The sequence below is a fragment of the Streptomyces sp. NPDC056160 genome (assembly GCF_042268205.1).
GTDB lineage: Bacteria > Actinomycetota > Actinomycetes > Streptomycetales > Streptomycetaceae > Streptomyces.
Map to the genome: position 1 here is coordinate 1 of NZ_JBHJUW010000057.1, position 12,781 is coordinate 12,781.

The 12,781-nt window shown below is 75.2% G+C and carries 12 protein-coding genes; 4 read left to right on the top strand and 8 right to left on the bottom strand.

All coding sequences use genetic code 11. From position 1 onward, the window contains the following. Both ACFC02_RS21815 and ACFC02_RS21820 read right to left on the bottom strand, forming a co-directional pair. On the bottom strand, positions 1-1,033 hold a 1,033-nt coding region (locus ACFC02_RS21815; protein WP_376359680.1), incomplete at its 3' end, for a cellulose-binding protein. Positions 1,034-1,447: 414 nt separating this feature from the next. Continuing rightward, a complete protein-coding gene (locus ACFC02_RS21820) occupies positions 1,448-2,773 on the bottom strand; it encodes a radical SAM protein (protein ID WP_376359683.1) in 1,326 nt (441 codons plus the stop codon). A gap of 278 nt (positions 2,774-3,051) precedes the next feature. Between ACFC02_RS21820 and ACFC02_RS21825 the strand changes: the two genes are divergently transcribed. The 3 genes from ACFC02_RS21825 (at position 3,052) to ACFC02_RS21835 (ending at position 5,860) form a co-directional block, all read left to right on the top strand. Further along, positions 3,052-4,320 carry an FAD-binding protein gene (locus ACFC02_RS21825; RefSeq protein ID WP_376359686.1) on the top strand — a complete coding sequence of 423 codons (1,269 nt, stop codon included), beginning with the start codon at positions 3,052-3,054 and terminating at the stop codon, positions 4,318-4,320. Positions 4,321-4,440: 120 nt separating this feature from the next. Then, the gene (locus tag ACFC02_RS21830; protein WP_376359689.1) at positions 4,441-5,025 is read left to right on the top strand and encodes a TetR/AcrR family transcriptional regulator; all 585 of its coding nucleotides are present in this window, start codon (positions 4,441-4,443) and stop codon (positions 5,023-5,025) included. After that, on the top strand, positions 5,018-5,860 hold the full coding sequence (locus tag ACFC02_RS21835; RefSeq protein ID WP_376359692.1) for an alpha/beta fold hydrolase: 843 nt from the start codon (positions 5,018-5,020) through the stop codon (positions 5,858-5,860). The genes ACFC02_RS21830 and ACFC02_RS21835 overlap by 8 nt, the downstream gene beginning before the upstream one ends. Here the strand turns inward: ACFC02_RS21835 and ACFC02_RS21840 are convergent. The 3 genes from ACFC02_RS21840 to ACFC02_RS21850 form a co-directional block, all read right to left on the bottom strand. Beyond that, positions 5,830-6,291: a hypothetical protein gene (locus ACFC02_RS21840; protein WP_376359695.1), complete on the bottom strand. Its 462-nt coding sequence runs from the start codon at positions 6,289-6,291 to the stop codon at positions 5,830-5,832. The two genes, ACFC02_RS21835 and ACFC02_RS21840, sit on opposite strands and share 31 nt — an antisense overlap. 113 nt (positions 6,292-6,404) lie before the next feature. Then, entirely contained in the window at positions 6,405-6,773 is a 369-nt protein-coding gene (locus ACFC02_RS21845; RefSeq protein WP_376359697.1) for a VOC family protein, read from the bottom strand. Positions 6,774-6,843: 70 nt separating this feature from the next. Beyond that, positions 6,844-8,571 carry an alpha/beta hydrolase gene (locus tag ACFC02_RS21850; RefSeq protein ID WP_376359700.1) on the bottom strand — a complete coding sequence of 576 codons (1,728 nt, stop codon included), beginning with the start codon at positions 8,569-8,571 and terminating at the stop codon, positions 6,844-6,846. Between the two features lie 80 nt (positions 8,572-8,651). Between ACFC02_RS21850 and mmuM the strand changes: the two genes are divergently transcribed. Beyond that, positions 8,652-9,590 (top strand): homocysteine S-methyltransferase, encoded by a 939-nt coding sequence (gene mmuM / locus ACFC02_RS21855; protein ID WP_376359703.1) that lies wholly within the window; start codon positions 8,652-8,654, stop codon positions 9,588-9,590. A 22-nt stretch (positions 9,591-9,612) separates the two neighbouring features. Here the strand turns inward: mmuM and ACFC02_RS21860 are convergent, their stop codons facing one another. The 3 genes from ACFC02_RS21860 to ACFC02_RS21870 form a co-directional block, all read right to left on the bottom strand. Beyond that, entirely contained in the window at positions 9,613-11,256 is a 1,644-nt protein-coding gene (locus tag ACFC02_RS21860; protein ID WP_376359706.1) for a carboxylesterase/lipase family protein, read from the bottom strand. A 245-nt stretch (positions 11,257-11,501) separates the two neighbouring features. Continuing rightward, a complete protein-coding gene (locus ACFC02_RS21865) occupies positions 11,502-11,762 on the bottom strand; it encodes a hypothetical protein (RefSeq protein WP_376359709.1) in 261 nt (86 codons plus the stop codon). After that, the gene (locus tag ACFC02_RS21870; protein WP_376359712.1) at positions 11,759-12,628 is read right to left on the bottom strand and encodes an oxaloacetate decarboxylase; all 870 of its coding nucleotides are present in this window, start codon (positions 12,626-12,628) and stop codon (positions 11,759-11,761) included. Before ACFC02_RS21870 ends, ACFC02_RS21865 begins: the two co-directional genes overlap by 4 nt. Between the last annotated feature and the right edge of the window lie 153 nt (positions 12,629-12,781).

A 12,781-nucleotide genomic window follows, 5' to 3' on the forward strand; every position in this document is an offset into this window, starting at 1 on the left:
GGCCGGGGGCCGGGGCCCCGCCGGCCGGTGACGGGCCGATCGAGGAGTCGGCGACCGCCTGCCGGTCCGCGTCGCCGTGCCCGGCGTCGCCTCCCTCACCACCGAACGGCATCAGCGACACGGTCAGGGCCAGCACCGAGAGCGCGACCGCGGTGACGAGCAGGCCGCCGCGCACGAGCCGTGCCCGCCCGGCGCCCTCTTCCGCGGGCTCGCGCCGCCCGGGGCCGGCCGCGGGCCTGCGCGCGCCGACGCGCACCTCGGCGGCCCGGCGGCGGCGCTCCAGGTAGGCGAGGCCGCCCCAGCCGAGCACGCCACCGGCCAGCGCGGCGGGCAGGGTGCCCGCGTGCGGGCGCAGGCAGGCGGCGGCCTGCGCGCACGGCACGCAGGTGGCGAGGTGCCGGGAGAGGTCCTCGGGGGTCTGCACGGGCGGCTCCGAACGGGTGACCGCGTCCAGCAGCCGGACGTAGCCCCGGCACTCCGTGTCCATCGGCGTGTCCAGGCGGTTGCGCCGGCACCGGTCCCGGAACAGGGCGCGTACCTGCTCCAGTTCCTCCGACACCGTGGCCGGGTCGAGCCCGAGCCTGCGGGCCACGACGACCAGTGGCAGCGCCTCGACCTCGGCCAGCCACAGCAGGGCCGCGTCCGCCTCCTGGAGGTCGCGCAGCGCGCGCAGTGCCGGCGGGCGCTGGAGCGGCGGGCCCGGATAGCGGGCCGCCTGCGGGGAGTTGAGCCAGAGCCGCAGGTCGGGGTCGAGCCGGTCACCGAGCCCGGCGGCCTCCCAGGCCGCGGCGGTGGTGCGCACCGCGGTCAGCATCAGCGGCAGCGCGGGCAGCCGGGGCGTACGGCGGCCCCGGGCCGCGCCGGCGCCCGCGGCGCGCACCTCGCGCAGGCCGAGCGCGAACGCCTCCCTGGCCAGTTCCCCGGCCGCCGGGGAACCCGCGGTGCACAGGTCGGCGTAGGAGAGCACCGCGTCCCAGTACTCGGCCGGCAGCACGGTCTCGGCGGCGTCCTGGGGGCTCGGCTGGTCGGGCATGGGACTCCTGCGTGCACGGAGGAGGGGCAACCGGCCCGGGGCGGAGCGGAGTTGGGGCGGTTCGCGGCGAAGCGCGAGCTTTTCACGTTCCCGGCACGACTGACAAGGCGCGCAACCGCGCGCCGTGACGCGCGGCGCGGCTTCGGCCCGCGGTGTGGTACGGACCGCAGCCGCCTCCCGTTTCAGAGTCACCGGGCACCGGCTGACCCAGGCCCCGCGCAGACAGCGCCACCCGATCGAGGCCCCGCTCGGACCCCCAGCGCCACCTGACCGAGGTCCGGCCGACCCCCGGCGCCATCTCACCGAGGCCGCGCTCGGGCCCCGGCGTCACCTGACCCAGGTCCCGCCTGACCCCCGGCACCACCTGGCCCAGGTCCCGCCTGACCCCCGGCACCTCCAGCGCCCCGGCCCCGCTCAGACTCCTTCGCCGGCCTCCTCCCGCGCGGGCAGGCTGTCCATGAACGAGCTGACCGAGAAGACGGCGCGGCCGGGTCCGGGCGGGCCGTAGCCGGGGGGCGAGGAGAGACCGAAGTCGTCCATGGTGGCGCGGTAGGCCTCCAGGAGCCGGATGTGGTACTCCAGCGGCGCGCCCTGCGGGTTGGCCTTGCCGAGCGGGGTGGTGGGCTCGGGGCACCAGGTGGTGAAGCGGGGCGTGATGCCGTGCGACATGAAGAAGCGCAGGCCCTCGGTGGTGGAGGCGATGGCCTCGTCGACGGTGGTGAAGCCGAACGGCTCGGCCATCTCGACGCCCGCCACGAAGTTCGGGATCACGTTGCGCGCGCCGAAGATGTCGGCGGAGTCGAGGATGCGCTTGTGCCACTCGTCCCGGCCGACGTAGCGCTCCTTGCCGGGGCAGTACAGCTCGAACAGGCGGCGGTCCCACACCTCGAAGTTGGGGTGGTAGATCTGCACGCCGTAGTCCTTGAACCGCTGCACGTCGTCCTTGGGCAGCGCCTGCGCGACGACCTTGCCGATCCAGCGGCCCGGGAAGCGCTCCTCGATGGCCTTGGCGTAGTGGCCGTAGAAGTCGGCCTCGTCGCGGCCCGCCACCTTCGACGTGATCGCGCCGCCGGTGAGGGTGTAGGCGGTGGACGCCTTCTGGGTGTCGTACCGGTCGATGATCTCCAGCGCCTCCAGCACCTCCTCGACGTCCTTGACGCCGGTGTAGGGCCGGCCGGCCGCCTTGTGCTGGCGCCAGTTGTGGTTGATGTCGCAGTACTGGCACTCCTCCTTGGCGCCGAAGTACTGGCAGACCCGGAAGACGGTGAGGTAGATCAGGTAGCCCCACTGGATGGTGGGCGCCACCTCCATCACGGACTTCCCGTTGGCGAGGGTGTGCCGGTAGTACTCCGGCATGGGCGGCACGCCGACGTCGGCGATCCGCTTGCCGTCGAGGTAGAGCCCGAGCAGGCCGTCGCCGTCGGCGGCGACCCGGTAGGGCGAGGCGGGATTCACCCGTACGGAGACGACGGTGCGCCTCAGGTCGTACGGTCCCCCCGTGAGGATGATCTCCTCGGGCGGGCGGCGCAGCGCGGCCTCGCCCAGCTCCGGGAGCGTGCCGTGGTCGAAGGAGAAGATGAAGTACGACTTGGGTTTCACCTCCCCGCCCTCGTTGTCGCTGAGAGCGGAGGGGTCGAAGGCCACACCGCCTCGCAGCAGGTCCTCCTTGAAGACCGCTTCCCTCGGCACGTGCGGGAAGCGGTCCATCAGATCCTCGACCAGCGCGGTACGGCTGCCCATCCCGTCTCTCCTCCTGGCTCGTACGTACGACTCCTCACGGTATGCCCCCGCGCCGGGGCGGAGTGTGCCGGGTCCCCCCTGACGAGGCCCACCGGCCGAGAGGGCCCACGGGAGCCCGCCAGGGCCCACCCGGGCCCACCGGGAGCCCATCGGCCGGGCACCCGGCCGACCTGCACCCCCGGGCTAATTAGTATTGTCAATTGACAAATACCGTGGCACCGTCGGCACCGGACAGGCCCCCGCTCCGGTCGGGCCTCGACCGCGGGAGGGACGACACGATGACCAAGGCCAGGACCGGCGCCGCGACCGACGCCGTGACCAACTGGGCGGGCAACATCACCTACACGGCCGCCCAGGTGTGCCGGCCGGAGTCGGCCGACGCCCTGCGGGCGCTCGTCGCCCGGAGCGCGAAGGTGCGCGCCCTGGGCAGCGGGCACTCCTTCAACACGATCGCCGACCCGGGCGCCGGCGGCGTCCTGCTCTCGTCGGCGGCCCTGCCGGCCGAGGTGGAGGTGGACACGGCGGCCCGTACCGTCCGGGTCGGTGGCGGCGTGCGGTACGCGGAACTGGCCCGACAGGTGCACGCGCACGGGCTGGCGCTGCCCAACATGGCCTCGCTGCCGCACATCTCGGTGGCCGGGTCGGTGGCGACCGGCACCCACGGCTCGGGAGTGACCAACGGGCCGCTCGCCGCGGCCGTGCGCGAGGTCGAACTGGTCACCGCGGACGGCTCCACCGTGCGGATCGGCCGGGCCGACGCCCGCTTCGGCGGGGCCGTGACCTCCCTCGGTGCGCTCGGCGTCGTCACCGCGCTCACGCTCGACCTGGAGCCGGCCTTCGAGGTGGAGCAGCACCTGTTCACCGAACTCCCGCTGGACGGGCTCGACTTCGAGACCGTGGCCGGGGCCGCGTACAGCGTCAGCCTGTTCACCGACTGGCGGGACGCGGGTTTCCGGCAGGTGTGGCTCAAGCGGCGCACCGACCAGCCGTTGCCCGGCTTCCCGTGGGCCGTGCCCGCCAAGGTGGCGCTCCATCCGGTGCCGGGCATGCCCGCGGAGAACTGCACCGAGCAGTTCGGCGCGCCGGGGCCCTGGCACGAGCGGCTGCCGCACTTCCGGGCGGAGTTCACGCCGAGCAGCGGCGCCGAACTCCAGTCGGAGTACCTGCTGCCGCGCGGCGACGCCCTGGCGGCCCTGCACGCCGTCGACGCGATCCGGCGGGCGCTCTCCCCCGTGCTCCAGATCTGCGAGGTGCGCACCGTCGCCGCCGACGAGCAGTGGCTGAGCCCGAGCCACGGACGGGACACGGTGGCCCTGCACTTCACCTGGGTCGAGGACACCGCGGCGGTGCTGCCGGCCGTGCGGCGCCTGGAGGAGGCGCTGGAGCCCTTCGGCCCGCGACCGCACTGGGGCAAGGTGTTCACCGTCCCGGCCGTCGTGCTGCGCGGCCGCTATCCGCGGCTGGACGACTTCCGCGCGCTGGCGCGCGAGCTGGACCCCGCCGGGAAGTTCACCAACGCCTTCGTCGGGGACCTGCTCGCCCGCTGACGACCGCGTCGCCGCCCGCCACCCCTTGATTCCTGCCCTCTCCAGGAGCCATCCTAGAGCCTCTAGGAAACTGGAGCCTCCAGGACCGGAGTCTCCAGGGAACGAGGGGACGGGGACCGCATGGCCCGAGCCGGACTCACCGCGGACCGCATCGTCGCTGCGGCGGCCGAACTCGCCGACGAGGCGGGGCTCGACGGTGTCAGCCTCTCCGCGCTGGCCCGGCGCTTCGGCGTCCGGGACGCGAGTCTGTACTCGCACGTCAGGAGCGTCCAGGACCTGCGCACCCGGCTCGCCCTGCTGGCCGGCGGGGAGATGATCGACGCGATCGCCTCCGCAGTGGCGGGCCGGGCCGGGAAGGACGCGCTGGCCGCGTTCGCCGGCGCCTACCGGCAGTACGCGCACCGGCACCCCGGCCGCTACGCCGCCACCCGGCTGCGCGTGGATGCGGCCCTCGTCACCGACTCCTCCGCCCTGCGGCGCACCACCGAGATCACCTTCGGGATGCTCCGCGCCTACGGCCTCGACGAACCCGACCTCACCGACGCCGTCCGGCTGCTGCGCAGCACCTTCGACGGCTTCTGCGCGCTGGAGGCGGTCGGCGGCTTCAACGCGGCGCGGGACGTGGACGCGTCCTGGGACAAGGCCGTCGAGGCCCTGCACACCGCCCTGACCCACTGGCCCCGGGAGCACCCGCACCATGACTGACCTGTACTACGACGTCCAGGGCACCGGCCCCGTCCTGCTCGTCCTGCCCGGCGGCGCCGGACACCCCATGGGACTGGAGGCGATGACGGCCCGGCTCGCGCGGCACTTCACCGTCGTCACCTACGACCCGCTCGGCCTCGCCCACGGGCGCCTCGGGCAGCCCGTCGCCGACCAGCGGGTCCAGGACTGGGCAGACGGGGCGCGCCGGGTCCTCGACGCGGTGCTGCCCGAGGGCGAGTCGGCGTACGCGCTGGGCACCAGTGCGGGCGGCGTGGTGGCGCTCGACCTGCTGGCCCGGCACGCGGAGCGGCTGCGGCACGTCGTCGCGCACGAGCCGCCCTGCGTGGGGGTGCTGCCGGACGGGGCCCGGCAGCGGACCGGGATGCGCGAGGTGCACTCCGTCTACCGCGCGGCGGGCCCGCAGGCCGCGGGTGCCCGCCTGGCCGCCCTGCTGGCGGAGCGGGAGCCGGGCCCCGCCACGGAGGGCGGGCCCCTGTCCCGTCAGGAGGAACTGTCCTCCCCCATGGCCCTCTTCCTCGCCCACGTGCTGGTGCCGTTCACCGAGTACGTCCCGCCCCTGCCGGCACCCGAGGCGGGTGCCGGTACGCGGGAGGGGTCGGCCGTGCTCACGCTGGCCGCGGGCGACGACCCGCACAGCCGGCTGCTGCACCGCACGGCCACCTGCCTCGCCCAGCGGCTGGGCGCGGACTTCGCCCGCTTCCCCGGCGGGCACATCGGCGCCGTCGAGCGGCCGGAGGCGTTCGCGGACCGGCTCGCGGAGGTGTTCGGCCGGTCCGCGGCGGATCAGGACAAGTCCCCCACCGCGTCCGCGTAGTAGGTGGACCCGGCCAGGTGGCGGGCGAGTTCGCGAAAGCTCCAGCCCTCGCCCGGGGAGCGGTCGAGTTGCTCGTCGGTGAGCGCGTCCAGCCGGTTGGCCCAGATCCGGGCCAGCCGGGTGAGGCGGCTGCGGGCCTCGTCGAGGTCCTGTGCGGTGAAAGGCGCGAGGTCGGCCTCGGTCGTGATCGCTGAGGCGTGCCAGTGGTCGGGCCGCGGGGTCTCGCCCGCCAGCCGCGCCTCCAGCTCCGCGAGGTGGTCGATCATGTGGTCGGCGACCCGGCGGACCGCCTTGTGCGGGGTGTAGACCCGGTCGTCGACGTGGGCGGGCGTGCCGTCCCAGGCGGTCCAGGTGGCGGCCAGGTCCAGCACGTGGTCGACCATGGCGGTCACCGCGGCGGCGGCCGTGTCGCGGGTGGTGGTTTCGATCATGCGGCCACGCTAGGGGCCGGTCCGTTCGGTACCGGCCGAAGTGTTCCGGTGCTCGGTGGGGGCGCGGGGCGCGCGGAACGGGGCATCCGGCGGACGCGCTTCCCGCGCGCCGTTCAGTTCGCGCGCTCGGCGGCGCTCCGCTCCACGCAGAACTCGTTGCCCTCCGGGTCCGCGAGCACCGCCCAGCCGGTGCCGTCGGGCCGGCGGCGGTCGTCGACGAGCGTGGCGCCGAGGCCGAGCAGCCGTTCGACCTCCTCGTCCCGGGTGCGGTCCTGCGGCTGGAGGTCGACGTGCACGCGGTTCTTGACCGTCTTGGCGTCCGGCACGGTGACGAAGAGCAGCCCCGCGCCCTCGATCAGCGCCTCCTCGTCACCCGGGCGGTCCTCCTCCTGCAGCGGCAGGTCCAGGACCCGCGACCAGAAGCTGCCCAGGCAGTAGGCGTCGGAGCAGTCGATCGTCACATGGCGGATCTTCGAAGTCATGCGCGCGATCCTGCCAGGCGGCCGGGCACGCCGGACGGGTTTTCGGCGGCCCCCGGCGTGCGGTGCCGGGTCAGGAGCACGTCGTGCCCCGCGCCGGCGGCGTGCCGTCGAGGAGGTAGGTGTCGACGGCCCCGGTCGCGCAGTCGTCGTAGGGGTAGGTTCCGTGGCCCTCGGCCCGTACGGTCAGCAGGACGCCGACCTTCGCGCCCAGCTCGGCCGCCATGCGCTCGCCGCCCGCGTACGGCGTCGTCGGGTCACCGGTACCCGCGACGACGAGGATCGGGGAGGCGCCGTAGGCGCGGACGTCGGGGGCGGCCCGCTCGCCCTTGACCGGCCAGTCGTAGCAGAGGTAGACGGCCGAGGACCAGGCTTCGCCGAAGACGGGCGAGGCCGCCTCGATCCGCTTGACCATGTCCTCGGCCTCGGTGAATCCGGGGCGGCTGGAGGAGTCGGCGCAGGTGATCGCGACGTAGGCGGACACGCTGTTGTCGTCCGGCGCCGCGGTGCCGGCGCCGGACTCGGCGCCGGTGCTGGTGCCGGCGTCGATGCCGGTGCCGGTGCGGGCACCGGTCAGGCGCTTGGCCCGGGCTCCCGGGGCGTGGTCGTAGGCCTCGCGCATCAGCGCGTTGCCGGTGCCCCGCCGCATGACCTCGTCGAGGGCCTTCACCAGCGGCTCCCAGCCGTCCTCGCCGAGGTCCAGGTGGTTGGAGATGGCGTGCGCGGCGAGGTCCGCGTCCAGTTCCTCGCCGCCGTCGGTGCGGGCGGGCTTGTCCCGGAGCCGGTCCAGCAGCGCGGTGACGCGCCGGTCGGCCTGCTCGGGGGCGCTGCCGGTGGGGCAGTCGTCGTACGTCCGCGCGCAGTGCCGCGCGAAGCGGTCGAAGGCGCTCTGGACGGCCTTGACCTGGCTCAGCTCCTCCTGGAGGCGGTCCTGCGTGGGGTCGACGGGGGCTTCGAGGACGGTTCTGCCCACGTTCTTCGGGAACAGGTGGGCGTAGACGCCGCCGAGTTCGGTGCCGTAGGAGATGCCGAAGTAGTTCAGCTTCCCGTCCCCGAGGAGGTAGCGCAGCAGGTCCAGGTCGCGGGCCGTCTGCGAGGTGGTGACGTACGGCAGGATCCGGCCGGAGTACTTCTCGCAGGCGTCGCCGCTCTCGAACTCCGTCCTGCCGCAGCGCACGGGGGCGCTCCGGCCGACGCCGCGCGGGTCGAAGCCGACCAGGTCGTAGCGCTCGCCCAGCTTGGTGTAGTCGTCCGCGTACTCGGGCAGGCCGGTGACGCCCGACTCGCCGGGGCCGCCGAAGTCGAAGACGAGCGAGCCGATCCGCTCGTGGTCCGCTCCGGTGGCGCGCTTGCGGATCAGGGCGACGTCGATGGTGCCGCGGCCGGGCCGCCGGTGGTCCAGGGGCGCCTTCATCGTGGCGCACTGCCAGCCGCCGCCCTTCCCGTGCGCGGGGGACGGCGCGGGGCAGGGTGCCCAGCGCAGCCGCTGGCCGGTGGTGAAGGCGGCGGGCAGTCCCGGGGGCGGGCTCGGCGCCTTGGCCCCGGTCCGGTGGCCCGCCCCGGACGCACCCGGGCCCGAGCCCGGATCGGACGCGCCCCCGACGTCGCATCCGGTCCCCGCGGTCAGGGCCAGCACGACGGCGAGGACCGGCAGCCAGGCGGCGGCGCGGCGGCGCGGCGCGGCGGACCCGACGGGCCCGGCCGGCCGCGCGTCCTGCGAACGTGCCGGCGCCCCCCGCCTCCTGCGCCGGACCGCCGTCCGCGCTCCGTCCGGTACGAGCCGTTCCCCGATCCCCACCATTGCGGCAGGCTATCGAACGGCGGAAGGCGCCCGGTGGCGGGACGGCCCGCGGCCGGCCGCCGCTCGGTTAGCGTCGTGGCATGACGTACGGCTCAGGTGACGCGGCCTCCCCCCGGCTCGCCCAGGCGCTGGCCGCCGGGCCGGTCGTGCTCGACGGCGGCCTGTCCAACCAGCTCGAATCGGCCGGTCACGACCTCGGGGACGAACTGTGGTCGGCCCGGCTGCTGGCCGAACGGCCCGAGGCGGTCACCGAGGCGCACCTGGCCTACGTCGAGGCGGGAGCGGACGTGGTGATCACCGCCAGTTACCAGGCGACGTTCGAGGGGCTGGCGCGGCGCGGCTCTCGCCGTGCGGAGGCCGCCGCGCTCATCGCGTCCAGCGTCGGCCTGGCCCGCCGGGCCGTGGGGCGGGCCAGGGCGAAGGGCGTCACGCGTCCGCTGTGGGTGGCGGCCTCGGCCGGTCCCTACGGTGCGATGCTCGCGGACGGTTCGGAGTACCGGGGGCGTTACGGGCTCACCGTCGACGAGCTGGAGCGCTTCCACCGGCCCCGCCTGGAGGTGCTGGCGGCCGCCCGGCCCGACGTGCTCGCCCTGGAGACGGTCCCGGACACCGACGAGGCCAGGGCCCTGCTGCGCGCCGTGCGGGGCCTGGGCGTGCCGGCCTGGCTGTCGTACACGGCCGACGGTCCGCGCACCCGGGCCGGACAGCCGCTGCAGGAGGCGTTCGCACTGGCGGCGGACGCGGACGAGGTGATCGCGGTGGGCGTGAACTGCTGCGCCCCCGGGGACGTGGAGGCGGCCGTCGCGACGGCCGCCCGGGTGACCGGCAAGCCGGTCGTGGCCTACCCCAACAGCGGTGAGGTCTGGGACGCCCGGTCCCGTTCCTGGACCGGGCGTCCCACCCTCACCCCGGCCCAGGTCGACCGGTGGCGCACCCGCGGTGCCCGCCTGATCGGCGGCTGCTGCCGGGTCGGCCCGGCGACGATCAAGGAGATCGCCCGCGTTCTGGCGGCGGAGTAGGCGACCGGGCCGACCGGACGGGTCAGGTGCGCCGCACTCCGCCGGAGCGGCGCAGGCGCCGTATCACCTTGCGCAGTTCCGCGCCCCGGGCCGCGGAGGTGCCGCCCGGCGGCGCGGGCGGCCGCGGGAGCGGGGTGGGCTCGGGAACGGACCGGCGGGCCGGGGCGCCCGGCGTCATGGGGGTGTCCACAGGGGCCGGTGCGGCCGGGGTGTCCCACAGGGCGAGTTCCGCGTCCCGCGGGCCGTACGCGGTGTGCGGCGGGCCGTCGCCGAAGACGCGGACCGGGTGCGCCGCCTCCCAGGCCTCCCAGCCGGGGTCGCCGTCGGCGGCGAAGCGGACCCAGGCGGCGTGCAGGGCGTCGGCCAGCTCCTGCGGGGCGCCCTCGCCCGCGAGCCGGCGCGCGTCCGGCACGTCTCCGGTGTCGAAGACGAAGCCGAGTTCGAGGGCGTGGCAGGAGCCGAGGCCGGGCAGGAGCGAGGGCCACGCGAACTCGTACACGTACGCGGAGCCGGGGCGGGCGTCGGCCAGCCGGTGCAGGGGGCGGCGCAGCAGGTGGTCGGTGACCAGCTGGCCGACGGTCTCGGCGGCCCCGGCCCGGGGGTGCAGGCAACGGTAACCGCGAACCACCTCGTGCCCGCAGTGGCAGCGGGCCATGGCGCCGGCCAGGGCGACCGGGCCGAGCCGGTCGACGCGCTCCAGGAGACCGCCGGGCACCAGCCACAGCCGGTACTCGTCACGGGTCCAGCCCATGAGCAGGTCGGCGCCGCGGGCGGCCTCCCCGGCCACCAGCGCCTCCAGCGGGTCGCGGGGCACGAGGTCGCCGTCGACGACGATGCCGAAGGCGGGGCCGCCGAGGACCGGGCTGCTGAGCCGGCCGACCTCGGCCTGGGTGCGCAGCAGCAGGTCGCGGTCGACGGCGGCGAAGGCCTCGGCGGTGGCCGGCACCTTCAGCCGGGTCGCCATGCGGCGGACCATCCGCCGTACCTTGGCGCGGTCGGCGGCCTCGGGCGGGCCGCTCTGCAGCACGGCCCGCCGGAAGAGTCCCTGGGCCTGCGGAGCGGCGATCAGGGCGCCGACGCTGATGGCGCCGGCCGACTGGCCGCACAGGGTGATCCGGCCGGGGTCTCCGCCGAAGGCCCCGATCGCCTCGTGGACCCAGCGCAGCGCGGCGAGCTGGTCGCGCAGGCCGGGGTTGGCGGGTGCGTCCGGGAACAGTCCGTAGCCCTCCACGCCCAGCCGGTAGTTGACGGAGACGAGGACGACGCCGTCCCGGGCGAAGGAACGGCCCTCGTACACCGGCACGGCCGACGAGCCGCGGGTCAGGGCTCCGCCGTGCAGCCACACCAGGACGGGCAGCCGGGCGCGGGGGCTCGGGTCGGGCGTCCAGACGTTGAGGTTGAGGCAGTCGTCGCCGGGCACGGACGGATCGGACAGGTACTGGGAGAAGGCCTCGGAGTACGGCGGCTTCGGCGCGGTCGGCCCGTAGGCGCCCGCGTCCCGCACGCCGTCCCACGGCTCGGGCGGCTGGGGCGGACGGAACCGGCGGGGGCCGAAGGGGGGCGCCGCGTACGGGATGCCGCGGAAGGCGGCCACCCCGTCTTCACAGCGTCCACGCACCGTCCCGTACGGCGTTCTGATGAGGGGGGTCGTCCGGTCCGCCGTCATGTGCCCACCAGCCCTTCGGCGCGCTCGCTGCACTCCGCTCGCGCCCGGACCGCCGCACACGAGCCCCGGTAACTCAAGAGCACCACACCGCCGCGCGGTATTCCGGCGGTGGAGTCCGGCTCGGGGCCGTTCGGCGTACGCGGAGCCGGATCCCGCGCGGTGGGCCGGGACGCCCGCACCGGGCGCCGCGTTCGCGCGGCGCCCGGTGCGAGTGGGAGGGGAAGGGCGGGGGGTGGACGGAGGGGTCAGCCGCCGTCCTCCTCACCGGCGCGGGAGGCGCCCACGAGGGCTTCGACGACGTCGACGGCGCTGCCGTCGTGGTCGCTGCCTGCGGTGCCGCGGCCGGTCTGGAGGTTCGCCGTGCGGTCGACTTCGAGGATCGAGTCGGCGTGCGAGTTGTCGAGGACCGTGATGAAGCTGCCGGCCGCCGCCGCGGGCGCGGAAGCCGCCACGAGGGCCGCCGCGAGGGCGGCCGCCGTGCGCGGCCGGGGCGGGCGGGCGCTCACGCGCCCACACCCGCGCCCGCGCGCTCGGGCCGCCGGTGGGCCATGTTGCGCTCCAGCAGGCTGGTAGCCGCCCGCACGCCCACGCCACTGGCCGCGTCCACCTCGGGCAGCCGGCCGTCCGCGCGCCGCAGTTCCGCGAGCGCGGTGTCCATCGCCTCGTGCGCGGCGAACAGGCACGGGGTGCTGTAGATCGCGACGTCCACGCCCAGTTCGGACAGCTCGCTCAGCGAGAGCCGCGGCGACTTGCCGCCGGCGATCTGGTTGAACAGCAGCGGCTTGCCGCCCACCACCTCGCGCACCCGGCGGATCCAGTCCACGCTGCGGATGCCGTCGACGAGGATCACGTCGGCGTCGGTGGCCGCGAGCGCCTTGGCCCGGTGCAGGATGTCGGCCTCGTCGGTGGCGTCGGTACGGGCCACGACGACCAGATCCTGCCGGGTGGCCAGCACCTGCTCCAGCTTGGCGAGGTACTCGTCGAGCGGCAGCACCTGCTTGCCGTCGGCGTGCCCGCAGCGGCGGGGCCGCTTCTGGTCCTCCAGGATGACCCCGGAGGCGCCGATGCGCTCCAGCCCCTCCACCACGTGGCAGGCGACCTCGGGGTCGACGTAGCCGTCGTCGATGTCCACCAGCAGGTGGTGCGCGGGGAAGGCGCCCCGCAGCCGCTGGACGAACGCCACCATGTCCGGCCAGGCGATGAACCCGATGTCCGGCAGCCCGTAGTAGGACGCGGCGAACCCGAATCCGGAGACGAACATGCCGTCGTAGTGCTCGGCGGCGATCGACGCCGAGTACATGTCGTAGACACCGATCAGCGGGGTGGTCCCCGGCCCGGCGACCTGTTCGCGCAGCTTCTTGCCGTAGGTCAACGTGACTCCTCTGGTGGGGGGTTCGGGCGCACACGGCGCCCAGAGGGGCAGCTGTGCCGGTGGTCGGCCAGATGCGGTCCTTTGCCGAGACAAAAGGTTCCCTAGACCATGCCGAGATCGATACTTGAGACGCCCTTTACTCACCCGTACGGC